The organism is Comamonas badia DSM 17552 (genome assembly GCF_000484635.1).
Taxonomy (GTDB): domain Bacteria; phylum Pseudomonadota; class Gammaproteobacteria; order Burkholderiales; family Burkholderiaceae_C; genus Comamonas_C; species Comamonas_C badia.
The window spans coordinates 15,447-38,242 of the sequence record NZ_AXVM01000008.1 but is presented as its reverse complement, the minus strand read 5'-3'; the positions used below and the strand labels follow the sequence as shown (position 1 = coordinate 38,242).

24 protein-coding genes are annotated in these 22,796 nt (G+C 68.4%); 15 read left to right on the top strand and 9 right to left on the bottom strand.

Annotated elements, in window-relative coordinates; all coding sequences use genetic code 11:
* The first annotated feature begins 102 nt into the window (after positions 1–102).
* Positions 103–2,139 (top strand): transketolase, encoded by a 2,037-nt coding sequence (gene tkt / locus K320_RS0115475; protein ID WP_024539730.1) that lies wholly within the window; start codon positions 103–105, stop codon positions 2,137–2,139.
* A gap of 30 nt (positions 2,140–2,169) precedes the next feature.
* Complete coding sequence (gap, locus tag K320_RS0115470) at positions 2,170–3,171, top strand: type I glyceraldehyde-3-phosphate dehydrogenase (RefSeq protein WP_024539729.1); 1,002 nt, start codon at positions 2,170–2,172, stop codon at positions 3,169–3,171.
* 71 nt (positions 3,172–3,242) lie between these two features.
* Here the strand turns inward: gap and K320_RS0115465 are convergent, their stop codons facing one another.
* Genes K320_RS0115465 through purE form a run of 4 tightly spaced genes read right to left on the bottom strand, consistent with a single transcriptional unit; the run spans position 3,243 to position 6,942 of the window.
* Positions 3,243–4,229, bottom strand: a complete 987-nt coding sequence (locus tag K320_RS0115465) for an SGNH/GDSL hydrolase family protein (protein WP_024539728.1) — start codon at positions 4,227–4,229, stop codon at positions 3,243–3,245.
* Between the two features lie 53 nt (positions 4,230–4,282).
* The gene (locus K320_RS0115460; RefSeq protein ID WP_024539727.1) at positions 4,283–5,281 is read right to left on the bottom strand and encodes an L-threonylcarbamoyladenylate synthase; all 999 of its coding nucleotides are present in this window, start codon (positions 5,279–5,281) and stop codon (positions 4,283–4,285) included.
* A gap of 3 nt (positions 5,282–5,284) precedes the next feature.
* Complete coding sequence (locus K320_RS0115455; protein ID WP_024539726.1) at positions 5,285–6,448, bottom strand: 5-(carboxyamino)imidazole ribonucleotide synthase; 1,164 nt, start codon at positions 6,446–6,448, stop codon at positions 5,285–5,287.
* Positions 6,445–6,942, bottom strand: coding sequence for a 5-(carboxyamino)imidazole ribonucleotide mutase (purE, locus tag K320_RS0115450; protein ID WP_024539725.1), 498 nt, complete (start codon positions 6,940–6,942; stop codon positions 6,445–6,447). Before purE ends, K320_RS0115455 begins: the two co-directional genes overlap by 4 nt.
* A 137-nt stretch (positions 6,943–7,079) precedes the next feature.
* Here purE and trxA point away from each other — a divergent pair, with 137 nt between their 5' ends.
* Both trxA and K320_RS0115440 read left to right on the top strand, forming a co-directional pair.
* Entirely contained in the window at positions 7,080–7,973 is an 894-nt protein-coding gene (gene trxA, locus K320_RS0115445; RefSeq protein ID WP_024539724.1) for a thioredoxin, read from the top strand.
* Complete coding sequence (locus K320_RS0115440) at positions 7,973–8,788, top strand: META domain-containing protein (protein ID WP_024539723.1); 816 nt, start codon at positions 7,973–7,975, stop codon at positions 8,786–8,788. Before trxA ends, K320_RS0115440 begins: the two co-directional genes overlap by 1 nt.
* On the opposite strand, the gene K320_RS0115435 is transcribed toward K320_RS0115440, so the two are convergent.
* Positions 8,778–9,695, bottom strand: a complete 918-nt coding sequence (locus K320_RS0115435) for a phosphoribosylaminoimidazolesuccinocarboxamide synthase (protein ID WP_024539722.1) — start codon at positions 9,693–9,695, stop codon at positions 8,778–8,780. The two genes, K320_RS0115440 and K320_RS0115435, sit on opposite strands and share 11 nt — an antisense overlap.
* 216 nt (positions 9,696–9,911) lie before the next feature.
* Here K320_RS0115435 and hpf point away from each other — a divergent pair, with 216 nt between their 5' ends.
* The 3 genes from hpf to K320_RS0115420 all read left to right on the top strand — a co-directional run bounded on the left by hpf (position 9,912) and on the right by K320_RS0115420 (position 13,002).
* A complete protein-coding gene (gene hpf, locus K320_RS0115430; protein WP_024539721.1) occupies positions 9,912–10,262 on the top strand; it encodes a ribosome hibernation-promoting factor, HPF/YfiA family in 351 nt (116 codons plus the stop codon).
* A gap of 116 nt (positions 10,263–10,378) precedes the next feature.
* Positions 10,379–12,538, top strand: coding sequence for a polyphosphate kinase 1 (gene ppk1 / locus K320_RS0115425; RefSeq protein WP_051384957.1), 2,160 nt, complete (start codon positions 10,379–10,381; stop codon positions 12,536–12,538).
* Between the two features lie 2 nt (positions 12,539–12,540).
* Complete coding sequence (locus K320_RS0115420) at positions 12,541–13,002, top strand: SixA phosphatase family protein (RefSeq protein WP_024539719.1); 462 nt, start codon at positions 12,541–12,543, stop codon at positions 13,000–13,002.
* Positions 13,003–13,063: 61 nt separating this feature from the next.
* Here the strand turns inward: K320_RS0115420 and K320_RS0115415 are convergent, their stop codons facing one another.
* Both K320_RS0115415 and K320_RS0115410 read right to left on the bottom strand, forming a co-directional pair.
* Positions 13,064–13,414 (bottom strand): hypothetical protein, encoded by a 351-nt coding sequence (locus K320_RS0115415; RefSeq protein ID WP_024539718.1) that lies wholly within the window; start codon positions 13,412–13,414, stop codon positions 13,064–13,066.
* Between the two features lie 59 nt (positions 13,415–13,473).
* The gene (locus K320_RS0115410) at positions 13,474–14,952 is read right to left on the bottom strand and encodes a Ppx/GppA phosphatase family protein (protein ID WP_024539717.1); all 1,479 of its coding nucleotides are present in this window, start codon (positions 14,950–14,952) and stop codon (positions 13,474–13,476) included.
* A gap of 108 nt (positions 14,953–15,060) precedes the next feature.
* Between K320_RS0115410 and K320_RS0115405 the strand changes: the two genes are divergently transcribed.
* Complete coding sequence (locus K320_RS0115405) at positions 15,061–15,528, top strand: PTS sugar transporter subunit IIA (RefSeq protein ID WP_024539716.1); 468 nt, start codon at positions 15,061–15,063, stop codon at positions 15,526–15,528.
* A gap of 22 nt (positions 15,529–15,550) precedes the next feature.
* Positions 15,551–16,510, top strand: coding sequence for an HPr(Ser) kinase/phosphatase (hprK, locus tag K320_RS0115400; RefSeq protein WP_024539715.1), 960 nt, complete (start codon positions 15,551–15,553; stop codon positions 16,508–16,510).
* A gap of 9 nt (positions 16,511–16,519) precedes the next feature.
* Here hprK and fur read toward each other — a convergent pair whose 3' ends face one another.
* Positions 16,520–16,939, bottom strand: a complete 420-nt coding sequence (gene fur / locus K320_RS0115395) for a ferric iron uptake transcriptional regulator (RefSeq protein WP_024539714.1) — start codon at positions 16,937–16,939, stop codon at positions 16,520–16,522.
* Between the two features lie 82 nt (positions 16,940–17,021).
* Here fur and K320_RS0115390 point away from each other — a divergent pair, with 82 nt between their 5' ends.
* Genes K320_RS0115390 through K320_RS0115375 form a run of 4 tightly spaced genes read left to right on the top strand, consistent with a single transcriptional unit; the run spans position 17,022 to position 19,547 of the window.
* Positions 17,022–17,570, top strand: a complete 549-nt coding sequence (locus K320_RS0115390; RefSeq protein ID WP_407059770.1) for an outer membrane protein assembly factor BamE — start codon at positions 17,022–17,024, stop codon at positions 17,568–17,570.
* Positions 17,571–17,621: 51 nt separating this feature from the next.
* The gene (gene dapB, locus K320_RS0115385; protein WP_024539712.1) at positions 17,622–18,437 is read left to right on the top strand and encodes a 4-hydroxy-tetrahydrodipicolinate reductase; all 816 of its coding nucleotides are present in this window, start codon (positions 17,622–17,624) and stop codon (positions 18,435–18,437) included.
* A gap of 17 nt (positions 18,438–18,454) precedes the next feature.
* Positions 18,455–19,117, top strand: coding sequence for a MotA/TolQ/ExbB proton channel family protein (locus K320_RS0115380; protein WP_024539711.1), 663 nt, complete (start codon positions 18,455–18,457; stop codon positions 19,115–19,117).
* Between the two features lies 1 nt (position 19,118).
* Complete coding sequence (locus K320_RS0115375) at positions 19,119–19,547, top strand: ExbD/TolR family protein (RefSeq protein ID WP_024539710.1); 429 nt, start codon at positions 19,119–19,121, stop codon at positions 19,545–19,547.
* A 40-nt stretch (positions 19,548–19,587) separates the two neighbouring features.
* On the opposite strand, the gene K320_RS19580 is transcribed toward K320_RS0115375, so the two are convergent.
* Positions 19,588–19,833 (bottom strand): hypothetical protein, encoded by a 246-nt coding sequence (locus tag K320_RS19580; protein WP_245593908.1) that lies wholly within the window; start codon positions 19,831–19,833, stop codon positions 19,588–19,590.
* On the opposite strand from K320_RS19580, the gene K320_RS19575 reads away from it, so the two are divergent.
* Both K320_RS19575 and leuS read left to right on the top strand, forming a co-directional pair.
* Positions 19,832–20,002 (top strand): hypothetical protein, encoded by a 171-nt coding sequence (locus K320_RS19575; RefSeq protein WP_245593904.1) that lies wholly within the window; start codon positions 19,832–19,834, stop codon positions 20,000–20,002. The two genes, K320_RS19580 and K320_RS19575, sit on opposite strands and share 2 nt — an antisense overlap.
* Before the next feature lie 58 nt (positions 20,003–20,060).
* A complete protein-coding gene (leuS, locus tag K320_RS0115365; RefSeq protein WP_024539708.1) occupies positions 20,061–22,793 on the top strand; it encodes a leucine--tRNA ligase in 2,733 nt (910 codons plus the stop codon).
* The last annotated feature ends 3 nt before the right edge of the window (positions 22,794–22,796 follow it).

Genomic DNA, 22,796 nt, shown 5'->3' with positions numbered 1-22,796 from the left:
CTGCGCTTGCGCCGCAGCGAGCAAGTGCCTTGTTTGCACAAGGCATTTATATAATTATTTACGCATATTTCTCACCCTCTGCCTCAGGCAGGAGCAAAACTCATGGCGGACTCTCGACAGATGGCGAACGCAATCCGTGCGCTCGCAATGGATGCCGTTCAACTTGCCAATTCCGGTCACCCCGGCGCGCCCATGGGCATGGCCGACATGGCGGTGGCGCTCTGGGGGCGGCACCTGTCGCACAACCCGGCCCACCCGCGCTGGGCCAACCGCGATCGCTTCGTGCTCTCCAACGGTCACGGCTCCATGCTCATTTATGCATTGCTGCATCTGACGGGCTACGGCCTGCCGATGGCGGAGCTGAAGAATTTCCGCCAGCTGCACAGCAGGACGGCGGGCCACCCCGAGGTGGGCGTGACCCCGGGCGTGGAAACCACCACCGGCCCGCTGGGCCAGGGCGTGACGAACGCGGTGGGCATGGCGCTGGCCGAAAAACTGCTGGCGGCCGAGTTCAACCGTGACGGCCATGCCATCGTCGATCACCATACCTATGTGTTCCTGGGCGACGGCTGCCTCATGGAAGGCATCAGCCACGAGGCCTGCGCGCTGGCCGGCGCCTGGAAGCTCAACAAGCTGATCGCGCTGTACGACGACAACGGCATCAGCATCGACGGCCAGGTCAGCCCCTGGTACGTGGACGACGTGGCGCAGCGCTTCAATGCCTACCAGTGGAATGTGATCGGCCCCATCGACGGGCACGATCCGGATGTCGTGGACGCCGCCATCGCGCAGGCGCGCGAAGAAACGGAGCGCCCCACGCTCATCATCTGCAAGACCCACATCGGCCACGGCAGTCCCAACCGCGCGGATACCGCCAAGGCGCACGGCGAGCCGCTGGGCGTCGATGAAATCGCCCTCACGCGCGCGGCGCTGGGCTGGAACCACGCGCCGTTCGAGATTCCTGCAGAGGTGTATGCCGACTGGGATGCCAAGGCGGCCGGGGCTGCGCGCGAGGCGGCCTGGAACCAGCGCTTTGCCGCCTACGCTGCGGCGTACCCGGAGATGGCCGCGGAGTTCACGCGCCGCATGGCGGGCGAGCTGCCCAAGCACTTTGCACAGACCGCCGTGGATGCGGTGGTGGAGGCGCACACCAAACGCGAGACCGTCGCCAGCCGCAAGGCGAGCCAGATCACGCTGGAGGCCCTGACCGCGAAGATTCCCGAGCTGCTGGGCGGCAGCGCCGACCTGACCGGCTCCAATCTCACCAACACCAGGAGCACGCCGCAGCTGCGCTTTGACGCAGCGGGTGCGGTGCTGAAGAACGAGGCCGGGCAGGGCGGACGCCACATCAATTACGGCGTGCGCGAGTTCGGCATGGCCGCGATCATGAACGGCATCGCGCTGCACGGCGGCTTCATCCCCTACGGCGGCACCTTCCTCACCTTCAGCGACTACAGCCGCAATGCCATCCGCATGGCCGCGCTGATGAAGCAGCGCGTGGTGCATGTGTTCACGCACGACTCGATCGGGCTGGGCGAGGATGGCCCGACGCACCAGCCGGTGGAGCACACCGCCAGCCTGCGGCTGATTCCGGGCCTGGATGTCTGGCGCCCGGCCGACACGGCCGAAACCGCCGTGGCCTGGAGCGTGGCGCTGAGCAATGCGCATCGGCCCACCGCGCTGCTGCTCAGCCGCCAGAACCTGCCCTATCTGCCCAAGAAGGCGCTGGGCGACATCGCGCGCGGCGCCTATGTCCTGGCCGAACCGCAGGATGCCGGCCTGAAGAAAAAGGCGCAGGCGGTGATCATCGCGACCGGCTCGGAGGTGCATCTGGCGCTGGAGGCGCAAAAGCTGCTCGCAATCAAAAAGATAGCTGTCCGCGTTGTATCCATGCCGAGTACAACCGCATTTGACCGTGAAACGGTGAAATACAAAAAGCTGGTGCTGCCCGACAGCCTGCCGCGCATCGCGGTGGAGATGGGCGTGAGCGAAGGCTGGTGGAAATACGGCTGCGCGGCGGTGGTCGGCATCGACAGCTTCGGCGAGTCGGCGCCGGCCAAGGTGCTGCTGCCGCACTTCGGCTTCACGGCGGAGAACGTCGCCGCGACCGTGCAGGCGGCGCTGGCACGCCGCAAATGATTCTTCGGCAACTGTGTAAAGGGTGACCCCATGACGATCAAGCTTGGCATCAACGGTTTTGGCCGCATCGGCCGCAATGTGCTGCGTGCAGCGATCCAGAATTTCCCCGACATCGAGATCGTGGGCATCAACGACCTGCTCGAACCCGACTACCTCGCCTACATGCTCAGGCACGACAGCGTGCACGGGCGCTTCGATGGCGAGGTTTCCGTGGACGGCAATACGCTCATCGTCAACGGCAGGAAAATCCGCCTGACGGCCGAGAAAGACCCGGCCGCGCTCAAATGGAACGAAATCGGCGCCGACATCGTGCTCGAATCCACCGGCCTGTTCCTGACCAAGGAAACCGCGCAGAAGCACATCACCGCCGGCGCGAAGAAGGTGCTGATGTCCGCGCCCTCCAAGGACGACACGCCGATGTTCGTCTTCGGCGTCAACGACAAGTCCTACGCGGGCGAGGCGATTGCTTCCAATGCCTCCTGCACCACCAACTGCCTGGCGCCCGTGGCCAAGGTGCTCAACGACAAATGGGGCATCAAGCGCGGCCTGATGACCACGGTGCACGCGGCGACGGCCACGCAGAAGACGGTGGATGGCCCTTCCGGCAAGGACTGGCGCGGCGGACGCGGCATCCTGGAAAACATCATTCCGTCCAGCACCGGTGCCGCCAAGGCCGTGGGCGTGGTGATTCCCGAGCTCAACAAGAAGCTTACCGGCATGAGTTTCCGCGTGCCGACGTCCGACGTTTCGGTCGTCGATCTGACGGTGGAGCTGGAGAAGGAAGCCAGCTACGAGGAAATCAAGGCCGAGATGAAGGCGCAGGCCCAGGGCGCGCTCAAGGGCGTGCTGGGCTATACCGAGGACAAGGTGGTGGCCACCGACTTCCGCGGCGATGCGCGCACCTCGATCTTTGATGCGGATGCCGGCATTGCGCTGGACAAGAACTTCGTCAAGCTCGTGGCCTGGTACGACAACGAATGGGGCTATTCCAACAAGTGCCTGGAGATGGTGCGGGTGATGGCGAAGCAATAAGAACGGCCCGGAGCCGGGCTTGCATGAAAAACGCGCCCAAGAGCGCGTTTTTCATGGGGCGGCGCAAAAAATCACCAGGTCTCGCGCAGCACGTCGTTGAACGCGTGGTCGCCCAGCTGGCGCTGCGAGGCCGGCGAGATGTAGACCCTGTCGGCGAATTCGTAGGTGGTGGGATCGGCTCCGGGGACCAGCGTGTTGCTGGTGCACAGCGCGGAATTGACCTGGCCCGTGCCGGTGCCGATGCCCGCCCCGGAATCCGTCGAGGTGCATACCGGGTTGGTGCTGTTGGCGAAGCCGATGTAGTTGTACGGGCGGTGCACGCTGTCGTCGATGGGGTTGACGTAACCCGCCATTTCCACGTAGCGCACGCGCGCGCCCAGGTCTTCGATCTTGAGCAGCAGGCTGGCGTTGAAGGCATCGCTGGCCTGCGTGAGCAGGCTGGTGTTGCTGTTGCTGTCGCTTTGTCCCAAGGCCGCGGCCCAGGGGGTGCGGCCCAGGCGGTAGACGCCGCTGACGACCACATGCAGGTTGGCGCTGGCCAGGCGGCGCACCTGCGCGGCCAGGTCTGCGCCTGCCTGCCGCACCTGCGCCAGGTATTGGTCCGCCGTCTGCGTGCCTGCCTGCACGGCCACCATGCCGACGATCAGATCGGCGGTGCCGGCGCCGATCAGCACCATGTCGCCCGGCAGCACCGTCTGGGTGGCGAGGAAGGCATCGACCTGTTCGCTGACCGTGGGCGTGCCGGCGTTGCCCGCGGCGTCGGGCTTGGCGGTGATGCGTGCATTGCCCTGGGCGAAACTCAGGCCGCCGGCGGCGCTGGAGGCGAGCGTGAGGCCGTAGCGCTGCGCGACCTGTACCGTCCAGTTGTTGACGCTGGCGTCGTTCACGGTGTAGCGGCCGTTGCCGGATGCGTCGCCGAGATAGGCCATGCTGTCGCCAAAGGCGATCATGCGCTGGGGTTTGAAACCGTCGACGACGCTGGAGCCGCAGGCGGCGAGCCAGGCGGTCGATGCGCAGGCCGCCGCAAGCAGGGTGCGGCGCAACCAAGGTGCTGACATGGGGTCGTTCTCCGAATAGAAGCAGCGAGTGTAAACGGTGCTCCGGGCCCGGATCAGCGCGCCGCAGCCGCGCGCTGCAGCCGGTCGCGCACGCCGTCCCATTCGGTGTCGGTGGGGGGTGTTTCGACCCAGATCAGGTGCGCGCCGGCATCGTCGAACGCGCGCAGCTGGGCGAACAATTGCCGTGCGGCGGCCGCGGAGTCATCGGGCATGCGCCGCAGCAGCCGGTGCCTTGCCGTGGCGCGCAGGGGGCTGCGGGCGTAGACGGCCACGTGCGCTGCGTCTTCGCCCAGCAGATCCAGGCCTGCCTGCAGTTCCTGGGCGTTCATCAGGCGGACCGTTGCCCTGGGGGCATAGTGCATCAAAAGTGTGCCTGACGCCCGTGGTTCATGCGCTGGCAGCTCCTCTTTCAGTAGAACCCGCTGCCCACAGGCGCTGGAGAGCCGCTCGCGCGACAGCATGCCGGGGCGCAGCAGCACGGGGGCGGCGCGCGTGCAGTCGATGATGGTCGATTCGATGCCGACGCTGCAGGCGCCGCCATCGAGCACCAGCAGCGCATCGCCGAACTCGTCCTGCACATGCCGGGCGGTGGTGGGGCTGACGCGGCCGAAGCGGTTGGCGCTGGGCGCCGCGAGGCCCCGGATGGCCGGCTGGTGCGCGGCGCAGGCGGCAAGCACCCGCTGCGCCACCGGGTGCGCCGGGCAGCGCAGGCCGACGCTGTCTTGCCCGCCCGCGGCGGCCCGCGCCACGCCCTCGCGGCGCGGCACGATGAGCGTCAGCGGCCCGGGCCAGAAGGCGGCCATCAGCCGCTGGGCAAATGTGGGAAGGCTGCCGGCGTAGTGCAGCGCGCCGCCGGCGTCGGCCACATGCACGATCAGCGGGTGGTTCGCGGGCCGTCCCTTGGTGGTGAAGATGCGGGCGACGGCGGCCTCGTTGTCGGCGTCGGCCGCCAGGCCATAGACGGTTTCGGTGGGCAGGCCGAGCAGGTCGCCCCGGGCAAGCGCCTGCACCGCCGCCTGTACCGAGCTGTCGGGAGTGCCGTCCAGGATCATGGTTCAGAAGGGTGCGATGCCGAGGATCTGCGCCGCGCGCAGCGCCGTGGCACGCACCGCGGCGCTGCTGCTGCCGGTGACCGTCAGGTGCCCCATCTTGCGCCCGGCGCGGGCATCCAGCTTGCCATACAGGTGCAGATGGCAGCCGGGCAGGCGCAGCACTGCGTCCCAGGGCGGAGTGCGGGCGTTGGTGCCTTGGGTGAACCAGAGGTCGCCGAGCAGGTTCAGCATGAGCGCGGGGCTGTGCTGGCGCGGCTGCACCAGCGGCAGGCCGGCCATGGCGCGCACCTGCAGCTCGAATTGCGAGACATCGGCGCCGTCGATGCTCCAGTGCCCGCTGTTGTGCGGGCGCGGCGCGATTTCGTTGACCACCAGGCGCCCATCGGCCAGCACGAAGAATTCGACGCACAGCACGCCGACATAGGCCATGCCGTCGGCGATCGATCGGGCAGCCTCCAGCACCTGGCCGGCAAAGGCTGCGGGCATGCTTTCTTCCAGCACTTCGGTCACGGCGAGGATGCCGTCGCGGTGCAGGTTGCGCTGCACCGGCAGGTGCACCACCGTGCCATCCTGCCCGCGCGCCAGCACGACGGAGCATTCAAACGCCAGCGGCAGGCGCTTTTCCAGCACGCAGGGCGCGCGCCGCAGCTGCTCCCATGCGGGCGCCAGTTCCTGCGGCGTGCCCACGCGCACCTGGCCCTTGCCGTCATAGCCCAGCGTCGCGGTCTTGAGGATGCCGGGCAGCAGGGTGGCGCTCACCGCGGCGAGCTGCTCGGGGGATTCAATGACGGCATGCGGCGCCACCGGCACGCCGCAGCGCACGAAATGGGCCTTCTCGCGCGCCCGGTGCTGGGCGATCGCCACCGCTTCGGCCGCGGGCGCCACCGGCAGCGCGCGCGCCAGGGTTTGCAGCGCCCCAGCGGGGACGTTCTCGAATTCGGTCGTCACCGCCGCGCACAGGCGTGCCAATTCGGCCAGGCCTTGCGGGTCTTCGTAGCCGGTGCGGATGTGGTGATGACTCACGCGCCCCGCCGGGCTGTCCGTATCCGGGTCGAGCACCGCCGTGAAGTAGCCCATGCCTTGCGCCGCATGCACGAACATGCGCCCGAGCTGCCCGCCGCCCAGCACCCCCAGCGTCGCGCCGGGCAGGATCACGCCGTGGCTCATGGCGCCACCGGCGGCAGCGCCATCGCCTGCGCCGCCGCGGTCTGCTCGGTCCGGAAGGCTTGCAGACGCTCGCGCAGCAGGGGGCGCTCATTGGCCAGCAGCGCCACGGCAAACAGCGCCGCGTTGGCCGCGCCCGCGGCGCCGATGGCAAACGTCGCCACCGGCACGCCCCTGGGCATCTGCACGATGGAATACAGCGAGTCCACGCCCTGCAGATGGCGGCTGGCGACCGGCACGCCCAGCACCGGCACCGTGGTCTTGGCCGCCAGCATGCCCGGCAGGTGGGCCGCGCCGCCGGCGCCGGCGATGATGGCCTTCAGGCCGCGCGCCGCGGCGTTTTCGGCATAGGCGAACATCGCGTCGGGCATGCGGTGGGCCGAGACCACGCGCGCCTCGTGCGTGATCTCGAATTGCTGCAGGAGGGCGACGGCGTGCTGCAGGGTCTCCCAGTCGCTGGAAGAGCCCATGACGACGCCGATGTCGATGGAGTTCATGGTGGGGGCGCGAGAAGCGCGCCATGCGGTGCAAGGCCCTTGATTTTAGTGACCCGCGCCTGCAGCTTGCGTGATGTTGCACACTAAGGGTTTGCCAGACAATCGGGCGCATCGCGCCTTTGCAGGAATGGATTGCCATGGATGTCACCACGCAGAATTTTGAAGCCGAGGTCATCGCCGCCTCGATGACCACCCCCGTCCTCGTCGATTTCTGGGCGCCCTGGTGCGGCCCGTGCAAGACGCTGGGGCCCATATTGGAGAAGCTGGAGGCGGACTACGGCGGGCGCTTCAAGCTCGCCAAGATCGACTCCGACCAGGAGCAGCAGCTCGCCGCGATGTTCGGCGTGCGCAGCATTCCCACGGTGGTGCTGATGATGAACGGCCAGCCGGTGGATGGCTTCATGGGGGCGCTGCCCGAGAGCCAGGTGCGCGCCTTCCTGGACAAGCATCTGCCGCCGGCCGGTGAAATGCCCGAAGAGCCGGCCGAGGCTCTTGAGGAGGAGGCCGGCGCCGGCACTGCCTTGGAAGCGCTGCAGGCCGCGGTGGAGGCGGCGCCGGACAATGACGACGCGCGCTTTGATCTGGTGAAATGCCTGCTGCAGCAGGGCCAGCTTGACGCCGCCAAGGTGGCATTCGCCCCGGTCGCGGCCAAGGTCGAGATCTCACGGCGTCTGGCGGCGCTGCAGCTATGGATCAATGCCATCGATTTCGTAGCTGAAACTACAGGCGGGCAAAGCGCTGTTGCCGAATTCGATGCAAAAATTGCCACCAACAAACGCGATTTTGCGGCGCGTTTTGGGCGTGCGCGATTCCTGATCGCCGGCCAGCGCTGGACCGACGCGATGGACGAACTGCTCGAAATCCTGATGCGCGACAAGGCCTGGAGCGAGGACGCCGCGCGCAAGGCCTATGTCGCGGTGCTCGACCTGATCGAGCCGCCGCAGGTCAAGGTGGCCGACGGCCAGATTCCGCCGCAAGACCCGGTGGTGGCAAGCTACCGCAGGCGGCTTTCGAGCGTCGTGCTCAGCTGATGCGCCTGGCGGGCGCCGCGCTGCTGCTGGCGGCGCTGTGGCTGGCCGGTTGTGCCAGCGTGCCGCCGCCCGATGCGCTGCTCGGCGGGGTCGCGCTCACGCGTGCGCCGCTCAGCCTGCCCCCGGACAGTGTCTTTGAAGCCGCGCTGCTGCAATGGCCAGGCGACGGCGCCCCCCCCGTCGTGCTGGCGCGCCAGCGCATCGATGACGCCGGCAGCCCGCCCTATGCCTTGCTGCTGCCCTACCGCCAGGCGGAGATCGCCCCGGGCCTGCGCCACGCGGTGCGCGCCAGCGTCTCGCAGGGCGACGGCCTGATCCTGCACAGCCCCGAGGATGTGGTCGTGCTGCTCGACCCGGCGCTGCGCCGCGTCGACGTGCCGCTTGCGCCGGTGGCGCCGGCGCAGGCCCAGGCGGCGGTGGCGCTGCGCCAGACCTGGTGGCGCCTGGTGGAAATCCCGGACGGCGGCCCGCCCGTCGGATGGCCCGCGGCGCAGGCACGGCCCGCCCATTTGCTGCTGCAGGACACCGAGGCGCGGGTCAGCGGTTCGGGCGGCTGCAACCGCTTTGACGGCAGCTACCAGCTGCAGGGCCGGTCCCTGCGGTTTCTCGCGCTGACGGCGTCACTGCGCCTGTGCCTGGATGGGGGCTTGAGCGAGGCCGCGTTCTTCGAGCGCCTGGCCAAGGTGGCCTCCTACCGGCAGAAGGACAGGCGCCTGGAACTGCGTGGCAGCGATGGCAAGGCCCTGCTGGAATTCGAAGCGCAGGAAGACGGCCTGGCGCCGCTGGCGCCCCGGCCCGACACGCTCAGGCGGTGAGGCGCTCGAAGGCTTCGCGGTACTTGGCGGCCGTTTTGGCGATCACATCCTGCGGCAGGTGGGGCGCCGGCGCGGTCTTGTTCCAGGGTTTGCCGTCCACCAGCGCCTGCTCCAGCCAGTCGCGCACGAACTGCTTGTCAAAGCTCGGCGGGTTGGCGCCGGCGGCCAGCGCCGCCTCGTACCCTTCCACCGGCCAGTAGCGCGAGCTGTCGGGCGTGAGCACCTCGTCCATCAGCACCAGCGCGCCGGAGGAGGTCAGGCCAAACTCGAACTTGGTGTCGGCAATGATCAGCCCCTTGGTCAGCGCATGCGCCGCGGCGGCCTCGTAGAGCGCGATCGCGGTGTCGCGGATTTTTGCCGCGAGGGGCTCACCCACCATCTGCACGGTGGCCGCGTAGCTGATGTTCTCGTCGTGCCCCGACGCCGCCTTGGCCGCGGGCGTGTAGATGGGGTGCGGCAGGCGCGCCGCGTTGGTCAGGCCCGCGGGCAGCGGCACGCCGCAGACCTCGCGGCTCGCCTGGTATTCCTTCCAGCCGCTGCCGGCCAGATAGCCGCGCACCACCGCCTCGATGGCGATGGGCTGCAGGCGCCGGACCAGCATGGAGCGGCCCAGCACCTGCGGCCGTTCCTCGGCCGTCACGGCGGATTCGGGCGCTTCACCCGTCAGGTGGTTGGGAATGATGCGGGCGAGGCGCTCGAACCAGAACAGCGCCATCTGCGTGAGCAGCTGGCCCTTGCCCGGGATGGGTTCGCCCATGATCACGTCGAACGCCGAGAGCCGGTCGCTGGCGATCATCAGGATGCGGTCGTCGCCTACCGCGTAGTTGTCGCGCACCTTGCCGCGCGCCAAGAGCGGCAGCGAGGTGATGCGGGAGGTGTGCAGGGCGTTGGAAGCGGTGTCTGTCATGGTGCGAATCGGTGCCACGCAGACCGCCGCACCCCGGACTAATCCCGCCATTGTGCCGTCTTTTCGACCGCTTGCGGGGCAAAGCCACTGGCGCCAGGCGGATGTCCTTTGCGCGGCGCAACTTCCCGGTGCATAGTGGCTCCAAGGGACAGGACAGGTTCGTCGGCCGCCCGGCACCGGGCGGCATTCTTCCACCGTGAACTACAGGAGAGTTTCATGAATTTGACGATCAGCGGCCATCATCTCGAAGTGACCCCCGCCTTGCGCGGCTACGTCACGTCCAAGCTGGAACGTCTCATCCGGCACTTTGACCAGGTGGTGGACATCAAGGTCCTGCTCACCGTCGAGAAGCAGAAGGAAAAGGAAAAGCGCCAGCGCGCCGAATGCAACGTCCGCGTCAAGGGCTCCGATCTGTTCGCCGAGGCCAGCCACTTCGATCTCTATGCCGCGATCGACGAACTCATGGACAAGCTCGATCGCCAGGTGGTGCGCCACAAGACGCGTACGCAGGACCACCAGGCCGATCTGCGCCGCGCCACGATGCAGGCGGCGGGCGCGATGGCCTGAGCCCAGCCTCGCACCCAGCGCAGCCGTCTTTCGGGGCGGTTTTTTATCGGTGTTTGTCCTTGGGCCGGACACCGATGTCATGAAATTGTCACCGGCGCACCCAATACTCCGTCGGCATGACGCCTGTGCAGACCCTCGACCCCGCTGCCGCGGGGTTCGCCGCTGGTGACGGACCCGAGGCGGCGGCCCTTGCGCCCGCCCGCCTGCTGCTGCTGAACCGCGACCACAGCATCCTGGCCTTCAACGAGCGCGTGCTGGACTGGGCGGTGCGCGAGGACGTGCCGCTGCTCGAGCGCCTGCGCTACCTGTGCATTGTCTCGTCCAACCTGGACGAGTTCTTCGAGGTGCGGGCCGCGGCCCATCTGGCCGCGGCCAGGGCGGCGCAGGCGGGCGAGACCGCCGATGACGGCTACGGCGCCGGCAGCTTCGAGGCCCTGTCGCTCAAGACGCACGCGCTGGTGGCGCGCCAGTACGCGCTGTACAACGATTCGCTGATGCCGGCGTTCGCGGCGCATGGCATCCGCATCGTCTCGCACGGCGAGCGCACGCTGGCGCAGCGGCGCTGGGTGCGCGAGTACTTCCGGCGCGAGGTGCGCCCGCTGCTGATCCCCGTGGGGCTGGACCCGGCGCACCCGTTCCCGCAGGTGGCCAACAAGTCGCTGAACTTCATCGTGCGCCTGCGCGGCGGCGACGCCTTCGGGCGCGAGAACGAGATCGCCATCGTCAAGGTGCCGCGCGCGCTGCCGCGGCTGATGCGCCTGCCGGCCGGCGTCGCGCCGACGGGGCTGCGTTTCGTCAGTCTGTCGAGCATCATCCGCACGCACCTGGCCGAGCTGTTTCCGGGGCGCCAGGTGTGCGAGTTCTCGCAGTTCCGCGTCACGCGCCACTCGGACCTGGCGGTGGACGAGGACGACGTGCGCAACCTGCGCACCGCGCTGCGCCAGGGGCTGCAGCACCGCCACTACGGGCAGGCGGTGCGGCTGGAAGTTTCGGCCGGCTGCTCGCCCGTCCTGGCGGATTTCCTGCAGACCCAGTTCGCGCTGCCGGCGGCGGCGCTGTACCGGGTGCATGGCCCCGTCAATCTGGTGCGCATGGGGCAGCTGGTGGACCTGGTGGACGATCCGGCGCTGCTGTTCACGCCCTGGCGCCCGGCCTGGCCGGCCCGGCTGCCGCAGGCCGGCGCCATCCTGGCGCGGCTGCGCCGGCGCGACGTGCTGATCCACCAGCCGTTCGAGAGTTTTGATGGCGTGCTGGCCTTCCTGCGCGAGGCCGTGGGCGACCCGCAGGTGCTGGCCATCAAGCAGACCATCTACCGCACCGGCGCCGATTCCGAGCTGATGGAGCTGCTGCGTGAGGCGGTGCACCGCGGCAAGGAGGTGACGGCGGTGGTGGAGCTGAAGGCGCGTTTCGACGAGGAGGCCAACATCAACTGGGCCGAGGCGCTGGAGTCCATCGGCGCGCAGGTGGTGTATGGCGTGGTGGGCCTGAAGACGCACGCCAAGATGCTGCTGGTCACGCGCCGCGAGGGCAGCGGCCTGCGCCGCTACGGGCACCTGTCCACCGGCAACTACAACCCGCGCACCGCGCGCCTGTACACCGATCTGAGCTACCTGACGGCCGACGAGCACGTCACGGCCGACATGGACGCCGTGTTCGACCACTTGGCCAACCAGAACCGCCTGCCGAAGCTGCGCCGGCTGCTGCTGGCGCCGTTCGAGCTGCAGCGCAGCCTGATCGGCAAGATCGACGCGGCGGGCCTGGCGGCCGAGCGCGGCGAGGGCGGGCGCATCGTCGCCAAGATAAACGCGCTGACCGACGAGGACCTGATCCGCGCCCTGGTGCGCGCGGGCCAGCGCGGCGCGCGCATCGACCTGATCGTGCGCGGCGCCTGCATGCTGCCCGCGCGGGTGCCAGGCATCACCGACAACATCCGCGTGCGCTCGGTCATCGGGCGGTTTCTGGAGCACACCCGGGTGTTCTACTTCTGCGCCGGCGCGCAGGAGGAGCTGTACCTGGCCAGCGCCGACTGGATGAACCGCAACATGCTGCGGCGCGAGGAGATCGCCTGGCCGGTGACCGATCGCAAACTGCGCCAGCGCATCATCGACGAGTGCCTGGTGGCCTACCTGCACGACGACCGCGACGCCTGGACGCTGGAGCCGGACGGCCGCTACGCCAGGGCGCCGCGCGCGCTGGACGGCACGGGCGCGCAGAATGCACTGATGGCACGCTATGCGCCGTCGCCTGCGTCCACGGTTCCCCATCCGGACACCTGAAAATGGACCTGATTCTCTGGCGCCACGCCGAGGCGGAGAGCGAGGGCGACGAGGGCGAGGACATCGCCCGGCCCCTGACGCACCGCGGCGAGAAACAGGCCGCGCGCATGGCCGTCTGGCTGGAGCGCCAGCTCCCGGACGGTCTGCGCGTGCTGGCCAGCCCGGCGCGCCGGGCCGAGCAGACCGCGCGTGCGCTGGGCCGCAAGGTCAAGCTGCGTGCCGAACTGCTGCCCGGCGGCAGCCCCGACGAGCTGCTGACGCTGGCCCAGTGGCCGGACGCCCGCAGCGCCGTGCTGGTCGTCGGCCACCAGCCGCTGCTGGGCCAGACGGCCGCGCGCCTGCTGGGCTTGCAGGCGCCGGATTGCGCGATCCGCAAGGGGGCCGTCTGGTGGCTGCGGCACCGGCGGCGGCAGGGGGTCGAGGAAACCATCCTGCTGGCGGTGCGTTCGCCGGATTTTTTCTGAAAACTATCGAAAAATGAGCTACTGGCACTTGTATATCAAGCGCTTTATCCACTTTTGACCATTATTTTTTCGCTGCCTTGGGGCGCCCGGTCTTGATCGCCGGAACGGCCTGCAGGGCCACCAGCAGCGCGGCGTCGTCCAGGCCGGCGAGCAGCTTCAGGCCGGCGCGCAGCAGCTCGCTCTTCTTGGCCGGGCGCGCCAGCGCCGCCGCGCGCTGCTTGAGCGCGTCGATGGCGGCGTATTCGTCCTTGGGCATGGTGAAGCCGTCGCGCACCAGCTTGGGCTTGCGCGGCTTGGCGTCGGGCTCGGCGGCGGCCGGAGCGGGCTTCTTGCCCGGTGCGGGTGCGGCCGCGGCCGTTTTGGTTTTGGTCTTGGCGGCCGGGGCGCGAGGGGTTTTGGCGGTGGCGGGCATGGTCTGGATCGGTTTGAAAACGGTATAAACAGTTTATACCGTTTGAAGACGCCGCGCCATCACGCCAGCTCGGCCACGTATTCCCAGGGCGTTTTCTGCCAGGCCTGCGCCTCCTCGCGCAGCAGGTGCGCCGACTGCGGGAAGGCCGCCGCCCAGCCGGGGCGCGAGCGCACGCTGCAGCGGCGGCCATCCAGGCGCAGGGTCAGGCCTTGCACGTCGGGCGCGCGGCGTGCGTGGCACAGCGCGATGGCGGTGCGCAGGCACATGAGCTGCAGCGCCAGCACCGGGTCATCCAGGCCGGCTTCGAGCTTGCGCAGCTTGCCGCGGTGGCCCAGCACCAGCAGGCCCAGGGCGTGCAGCTCGGGCAGGGCGAAGCCGACGGCGTCGGCGTGCTCAAGGATGTAGGCGCCATGGCGGTGGTAGTCTTGGTGCGAGATGCGGCAACCGATCTCGTGCAGCTCGGCCGCCCATTGGAGCTTGCGCGCGGCGCGCTCGCTGCCCGGCGGCGCTGCGCCGGCGAACAGCCGCAGCGCCAGCTGTGCCACGCGAGCGGCCTGCGCTTCGTCCACGGCGAAGCGCCGCATCAGTGCGCGCACGCTGGCTGCCCGCAGGTCGGTGCCGGGCCGCTCGCGATCCAGCAGGTCGTACAGCGCGCCCTGTCGCAGCGCGCCCTGCGCCACCGCCATCCGCTCGACACCCAGCAGCTCGAAGACCGCGCGCACGATGCACAAGCCCCCGCCAATGACCGGGCGCCGGTCGTCCTTGAGCCCTTCCAGGCGCACGCGGTCGGCATGGCGGGCGCGCAGCAGCTGCTCGCGCAGCCAGTCCAGCCCGGCGCGAGTGATGTATCCCTGTTCCCGGCCGGCCGCGGCAAGCATCGAACCGATGGCGCCCGCCGTGCCCGAAGAGCCGTAGGCCACATCCCACAGTTCACCGCGGTATGGCTGGGCCGCCTCGTCGAGCACCGCCTTGGCGGCGGTCTCGGCGATCTCGAAGGCTCTGGGCGTGAACATGCCATCGGCGAAATAGCGCGCCGACCAGGCCACGCTGCCGACGCGGCAGGAGACGACGGCGCTGGACTCGAACTGCCGGCCCAGGATCAGCTCGGTCGAGCGCCCGCCGACATCCACCACCAGCCGCCGCTCGTCGGACTGCGGCAGCAGCCGTGCCACGCCCTGGTAGATGAGGCGTGCCTCTTCGGGGCCGGAGACCACGTCGATCGGGAAGCCCAGAATCTGGTTGCCGCGGGTGATGAAGGCTTCACGGTTGCGCGCCTCGCGCAGGGTCTGCGTGGCGATGGCGCGCACATGCCCTCGCGGGAAGCCCGAGAGGCGCTCGGCGAAGCGCGCCAGGCAGTCCCAGCCGCGCTGCATGGCGTCGGGCGTGAGGTTGCGCTCCTCATCGAGCCCGCCGCCCTGGCGGACGGTTTCCTTGCGGTATTCGACGCGGTGGATGTGCCCGTGTTCGAGGCGGCCGATTTCGAGGCGAAAGCTGTTGGAACCCAGGTCCACGGCCGCCAGCAGTGTTCCGTCTTGCATGGTGCGCTGCGTGCTTGTTGAGGTGGGGCGGCGCAGCATAGCACCGCGCCGTGCGCAGGCGGGTTACTAGGGTTTACGCTAGTTGTGCATAATTACGACCCATCCGCCATGAACCGACTCGCATCCATATTGCCTCCCGCGCAGGTGCTCGTGGGCGTTGACGCCACCAGCAAGAAGCGCGCCTTTGAAGAGGCCGGTCTGCTGTTCGAGAGCCAGCACGGCCTGTCGCGGGCATTGATCACCGACAGCCTGTTCGCGCGCGAGCGCCTGGGCTCCACCGGTCTGGGCCACGGGGTGGCGATTCCGCACGGACGCATCAAGGGCCTGAAATCGCCGATGGCGGCGGTGTTCCAGCTGGCGCAGCCGATCGGCTTCGATGCGCCGGATGAGCAGCCGGTGGGGCTGCTGATCTTCCTGCTGGTGCCCGAGGCGGCGACCCAGAAGCACCTGGAAATCCTCTCGGAAATCGCCGAGCTGCTGGGCGATGGCCAGCTGCGCGACCGCATCAAGACGAGCGCCGATGCGGCCGAGCTGCACGGGCTGATCGCCGGCTGGCAGAGCGCGCACGCGGTGTGACCTGGGCTGAACGGCGGGCCGCATGAAAGCCAACGTCGTTCGCGCCGATACCCTGTTCGAGGAATTCCGCACGCTGCTGCATTGGCAGTGGCTGGCGGGGCAGGAGGCGGGCGAGCGCTGTTTTGAAGATGATGCGGTGCGCGCCGCGCGCTCCAGCGCCGACCTGGTCGGGCACCTCAATTACATCCATCCCTATCGGGCGCAGATCATCGGCGAGCGCGAGGTCGCCTATCTGCTGCGCGGCAGCGCGCAAGACTGCAAGCGGCGCCTGGCGCGCATCGTCACGCTGGAGCCGCCGGTGCTGATCCTGGCCGATGCCCAGGAGGCGCCCGATGAAATGCTTGAAATGTGCGAACGCGCGCAGATCCCGCTGTTTGCCACGCCCGAATCGGCCGCGTTCGTGATCGACGTGCTGCGCGCCTACCTCTCCAAGCACTTTGCCGAGCGCACCTCGCTGCACGGCGTGTTCATGGACATCCTGGGCATGGGCGTGCTCATCACCGGCGAATCGGGCCTGGGCAAGAGCGAGCTGGGACTGGAGCTGATCACGCGCGGCAACGGCCTGGTGGCCGACGACGTGGTCGATCTGGCGCGCATCAACCAGAGCACCATCGAGGGCCGCTGCCCCGATCTGCTGCAGAACCTGCTGGAGGTGCGCGGCATCGGCCTGCTCGACATCCGCGCCATCTTCGGCGAGAACGCGGTGCGCCGGCGCATGCGGCTGCGCCTGATCGTGCATCTGGTGCGCAAGGAGACGCTGGAGCGCGACTACGAGCGCCTGCCGGGCGAGCCCCTGAGCCAGGACGTGCTGGGCGTGCCCATCCGCAAGGTCGTCGTCGAGGTGGTGGCCGGGCGCAACATCGCGGTGCTGGTCGAGGCGGCGGTGCGCAACACCATCCTGCAGCTGCGCGGCATCGACACCTACCAGGAATTCGTCAATCGCCACCGCGACCTCATGGCCAGCGGCAGGGAACCCGGATGAAGCGGTGATTCAGCGCTTGGCCGCGCAGGCCTGGCACAGGCCGTAGAGCGCCATCGCGTGGTCGTGCACCTCCCAGCCGCGCTCCTGGGCGATCAGCTTCTGGCGCTTTTCGATCTCGCTGTCGAAGAACTCCTCCACCTTGCCGCAGCCGGTGCAGATGAAGTGGTCGTGGTGCTGGCCCTCGTTGAGTTCGTAGACCGCCTTGCCGCTCTCGAAATTGCTGCGGATCAGGATGCCTGCCTGCTCGAATTGCGTGAGCACCCGGTAGACGGTGGCCAGGCCGATGTCCGAGCGCTCCTCCAGCAGCACGCGGAACACGTCCTCGGCCGTCATGTGCCGCTGCGAACCCTGCTGAAAGACTTCCAGAATTTTCAGGCGCGGCAGCGTCGCTTTCAGGCCGGTGCTCTTGAGTTCTTCAATATTGGTCATCGTGGTGCGCCCCGTGGTGGCGGGCCGCGGGCGCAGGCCTGCCGCTACAATGAAAACAATCATAGACCGGATGCACAAAACCATGCCAGCCCTCCCCCGTTGGGGCGCTCTTGCGCTCGCCGTCGTCCTGCCTGCAGCGGGGCTGCTGGGGGGCTGCGCCGGTTCGGGCGATCGGCTGGCGAACATGGTCACGCCCTACCGCCCGGAGGTGGTCCAGGGCAACGTCGTGACGCGCGAGCAGGTCGATGCCCTCAAGCCCGGCATGAGCCGCCAGCAGGTGCGCGAGATTCTGGGCACGCCCCTGATGACCAGCCTGTTCCATGCCAATCGCTGGGAATATGTCTTCACCATCCGCCGCCAGGGCGTGCAGGACCAGGCGCGCCACCTGACGGTGTTTTTCGAGCAGGACCGGTTCGACCGCACCGAAGGCGACGAGATGCCGACCGAGCAGGAGTTCATCGCTTCGCTTTCGTCCAGCGTGAAGGACGTCAAGGTGCCGGAGCTCGAAGCCACCGAGGCGCAGCTGGAGCGTTTTCCCAGGGCCAGGGCCGAGGCGGACAAGGCCTCGCCCCAGCCCGCGGCGCCGCCCGCCGGCACGCGCTACCCACCGCTCGAAACCCCGGGCCGCTGATGTTCTCCGGCGGCACCAATCGGCCGCCGGTCTTTTCCGAATGAGGATGGCATGACTTCCACTACCGCACGGCGCATCGCCATTGCCGGTGCCAGCGGCCGCATGGGCCGCATGCTGATCGAGGCCGTGGGCGCCAGCGGCGACTGCGTGCTGGCCGGTGCGCTGGACGTGGCGGCCAGCCCCGCCATCGGGCATGACGCCACGGCCTTCCTGGGCCGCACCAGCGGCGTCGCCGTCACCGCGGACCTGCGCGCGGGGCTTGCGGGCTGCGACGTGCTGATCGATTTCACCCGCCCCGAGGGCACGCTGGCACATGCCAGGGTGTGTGCCGAGCTGGGCGTGCAGATGGTGATTGGCACTACAGGTTTTGACGATTCAGGCAAAGCCCAGCTTGCGCTGGCGGCTGAAAAGACGGCCATCATGCTGGCCCCCAACATGAGCGTGGGGGTGAACGTGACCATGAAGCTGCTGGAGCTCGCGGCCAAGGCGCTGGCCGATGGCTACGACATCGAGATCATCGAGGCGCACCACAAGCACAAGGTGGATGCGCCGTCGGGTACCGCGCTCAAGATGGGCGAGGTCATCGCCGAAGCCCAGGGCACGCGCCTGGCAGACCGCGCGGTCTACGAGCGCTACGGCCACACCGGCGAGAGGAAGGACGGCGCGATAGGCTTTGCCACCGTGCGCGGCGGCGACATCGTGGGCGACCACACCGTACTGTTCGCCGGCACTGGCGAACGCGTGGAAATCACCCACAAATCGGGCAGCCGCGCCGGCTATGCGCAGGGCAGCCTGCGCGCCGTGCGCTGGCTGGCGGGCCAGCCGCGCGGGCTGTTCGACATGTTCGACGTGCTCGGCCTGCGCTGAGTGCCCGAGCCACCCCCATGACCGCCCTGCAGTGGCTGCGCGAGGCCGATGGCGTCATCCAGGCCTGCGCCGCCGTGCTGCTGGCGATGTCCGTCGCCAGCTGGGCGGTCATCCTCTACAAGCTGGTGCTGATGGCGCATGCGCGCACCGATGTGGCGCGTGCTACCCAGGCACTCTGGGCGGCGCCTGCCCTGGATGGCGCGGCGCGGCGGGTCAGGCCGCTGGACCGGCACGCGCTGGTCTGGCCCCTGGTACAGGCGGCGGCCGACCTGCATGCCGGCGGTCGCTCGGACGCGCTGGCGCAGCAGGCCACGCGGGCGCAGCGCGCCACGCGGGTACTGCGCGGCGCCCTGCATGCCGCCCTTTCCCGCCTGCGCTGGGGCCAGGTGCTGCTGGGGACCGTCGGCGCCACGGCACCGTTTGTGGGCCTGCTCGGCACTGTCTGGGGCATTCAGCATGCCCTCATGCAACTTGCGGGCAATGGCCAGATCAGCATGGAGAAGCTCGCCGGTCCGGTGGGCGAGGCGCTCATCATGACGGCGGCGGGCCTGGCGGCGGCGATTCCCGCGGTGCTGGCCTACAACGGCTTTGGCCGCTCGGTGGGCGAGATCGAGGCCGAGCTTGAAGGCCTGGCGCACGATCTGCAGGCGCTGATCGCCGAGCCGCCGGCAGAGGGCTGACATGGCTTTCGGGCGCTTCAGCGAATCTGCCCAACCCCGCCCCATGGGCGAGATCAACGTCACGCCGCTGGTGGATGTGATGCTGGTGCTGGTGGTGATCTTCATCCTGGCGGCGCCGCTGCTGGCGAGCGGCATCCGGCTCGATCTGCCGCATGCCGCCTCGGCGCAGCCCGGCGCGTCCGCGTCCGCCATCACCGTGGTGCTGGACAGGGCGGGCGGGGTCTTCGTGGATGACGCCCCCATCGCGGCGGATGCGCTGGCCGAGCGCCTGAAGCGCCTGGCCGCGCAACAGCCCGGCGCCGAGCTGCAGCTGCGCGCCGACGCGGCCGTGCCCTATGGCCGCGTGGTGGAGCTCATCGGCATGGCCCAGGCCGCCGGGCTGGCTCGCATCGGCTTCGCGGCACAGCCGGAGAAGCTTCTGGAAAAATAGCTGTTGGCGCTTGGTAGTCAATAGTTTGAACCGATTTTCTTCATGGAAATTCGTGCCGCCGCGCCGCGCGAGCGCGTCGGCGGCCAGCGGCGGCGACAGCAGGGGGCCCTGCATCACCACGCAGCCGTGGGCGCGCAGGTTCCTGCTGCTGCGCGGGCGTCTCCACGCCTTCGGCGACCACGTCCAGGTTCAGGCTGCGGGCGATGTGCAGCATTGCGCTGATGAGCGCCCGGGCGGTGGCGCTGCCCTCGATATCGCGCGCGTGGTCTTCAAGCAGAGTGAGCATGTCTGAAAAGACAGAAGCTTGCATCGCGCGCAGGTACTTGGTTTCGATTGGAAAACCATTTGAAACCATTGCCTGCATGGTGCAGGCAGCTCTTGTTTTTGAAATCTGCCCGCCTGCACTCGCAGGTTCGCCGGCGTGCGGACGGATGCGCGGCATGCGCGCGCTCTAGAATGATCGGCTTGTGATTTCCGCGCCCGCGGGTGCGGCTCCTCTCTTTCCCAGCTTCCATGCAAGACCGATACGACCCCGCCGCCGTGGAGCGCGCCGCGCACGCCCATTGGCAACAGCACGATGCCTACCGCGTCACCGAAGACGCGGGCAAGAAGAAGTTCTACGCCTGCTCCATGCTGCCCTACCCCAGCGGCAAGCTGCACATGGGCCACGTGCGCAACTACACCATCAACGACATGCTCACGCGCAGCCTGCGCATGCAGGGCTACAACGTGCTCATGCCCATGGGCTGGGACGCCTTCGGCCTGCCGGCCGAGAACGCCGCGCTCAAGCACAAGGTGCCGCCCGCCCAATGGACCTGGGACAACATCGCCTACATGAAGGGCCAGATGCAGGCGATGGGCCTGGCCATCGACTGGAGCCGCGAGGTCGCCACCTGCTCGCCCGACTATTACCGGTGGAACCAGTGGCTGTTCCTCAAGATGCTGGAAAAAGGCATCGCCTACCGCAAGACCCAGGTGGTCAACTGGGACCCAGTGGATCAAACGGTACTGGCCAACGAGCAGGTGATCGACGGCAAGGGCTGGCGCACCGGCGCGGTGGTGGAAAAGCGCGAGATTCCGGGCTACTACCTCAAGATCACCGACTACGCGCAGGAACTGCTGGACCACGTGCAGCTCGGCGGCGACAAGGCGACGCTGACCGGCTGGCCCGACAAGGTGCGGCTGATGCAGGAGAACTGGATAGGCAAATCCAGCGGCGTGCGCTTTGCCTTTCCTCACGACATCCATGGCGCCGACGGCAAGCTGATCCAGGACGGGCGGATGTACGTCTTCACGACGCGCGCCGACACCATCATGGGCGTGACCTTCTGCGCCGTCGCGCCCGAGCACCCGCTGGCCGCGCACGCCGCCGCGACGAACCCGCAGCTGGCCGCCTTCATCCAGCACTGCAAGGAGGGCGGCACGACCGAGGCGGAGCTCGCGCTCAAGGAAAAAGAGGGCATGCCCACGGGCCTCACCGTCACGCACCCGCTCACGGGCGAGCCGGTGGCGGTGTGGGTCGGCAACTACGTGCTCATGGGCTACGGCGACGGCGCGGTGATGGGCGTGCCGGCGCACGACGAACGCGACTTCGCGTTTGCCAAGAAGTACGGCCTGTCCATCCGGCAGGTGGTGGCCGTCGAGGGCGAGACCTATTCGCTCGATGCCTGGGCCGAGTGGTACGGCGACAAGCCGCGTGCACGCTGCATCCACTCGGGCGTGCTCGATGGCCTCACGCACCCGCAGGCGGTGGACAAGGTGGCCGGGCTGCTCGCGGCCAAGGGTCTGGGCGAGAAGAAAACCACCTGGCGCCTGCGCGACTGGGGCATCTCGCGCCAGCGCTACTGGGGCACGCCGATCCCCATCATCCACTGCGACGATTGCGGCGTGGTGCCGGTGCCCGAGAAGGATTTGCCGGTGGTGCTGCCCGAGGGGCTGGTGCCCGATGGCAGCGGCAACCCGCTCAACAAGTGCGAGGCCTTCCTGAAGGTGAACTGCCCCTGCTGCGGCAAACCCGCGCGGCGCGAGACCGACACCATGGACACCTTCGTCGATAGCTCGTGGTACTTCATGCGCTATTGCGACCCGAAGAACAGCGAGGCCATGGTCGGCAGCGGCACCGATTACTGGATGCGCGATCAGGCGCATGCCGCGGGCGGCAGCGGCATGGACCAGTACATCGGCGGCATCGAGCACGCCATCCTGCACCTGCTGTACGCGCGCTTCTGGACCAAGGTGATGCGCGACCTGGGCCTGGTCAAGGTCGATGAGCCCTTCACCAAGCTGCTCACGCAGGGCATGGTGCTCAACCACATCTACAGCCGGCGCACCGCCAAGGGCGGCAAGGATTATTTCTGGCCCAAGGATGTGGAGCATGTGCTGGATGAAACCGGAAAGATCGTCGGCGCGCGGCTGAAGAACGCGGCCGACAGCAGCGACGGCCTGCTCCCCGTCGGCACGGCGATCGACTACGAGGGCGTGGGCACCATGTCCAAGTCCAAGAACAACGGCGTCGATCCGCAGGAGCTGATAGAGAAATACGGCGCCGACACCGCGCGGCTGTACACCATGTTCACCTCGCCGCCCGAGCTCACGCTGGAGTGGAACGATTCGGCCGTGGAGGGCAGCAGCCGCTTCCTGCGCCGCGTCTGGGGTTTTGGCAGCAGGCTTGCTGCTATGGATAAGGAAGCTGCAAGCGCAAGCGCAGCGGGCGCCAGCGGCCTGAATGATGTGCAATTCGGCAAGGCGGCAAAGGCCTTGCGGCTGGAGATCCACAGCGTGCTCAAGCAGGTCGATTACGACTACCAGCGCATGCAATACAACACCGTGGTCTCCGGCGCGATGAAGATGCTCAACGCGCTGGAGAGCTTCAAGGAGCTTGAAGACGCGGGCGCGCAGGTGGCGCTGATCGAGGGCTACGGCATTCTGCTGCGCGTGCTCTACCCCGCCACGCCCCACCTCACGCATGTGCTCTGGCAGGAATTGGGCTATGCCGGGGTGCTGGGCGAGCTGCTCGATGCCCCCTGGCCGCAGGTCGATCCCGAGGCGCTCAAGCAGGACGAGATCGAACTCATGCTGCAGGTCAACGGCAAGCTGCGCGGCGCGATCCACGTGCCTTCGGACGCGGACAAGGCGGCGATCGAGCAGGTCGCGCTGGCCAGCCCCGATGCACAGAAATTCCTGCAAGGCGGCGCCGCGAAGAAGGTCATCGTCGTGCCCGGGCGCCTCGTCAACATCGTCGCCTGACCG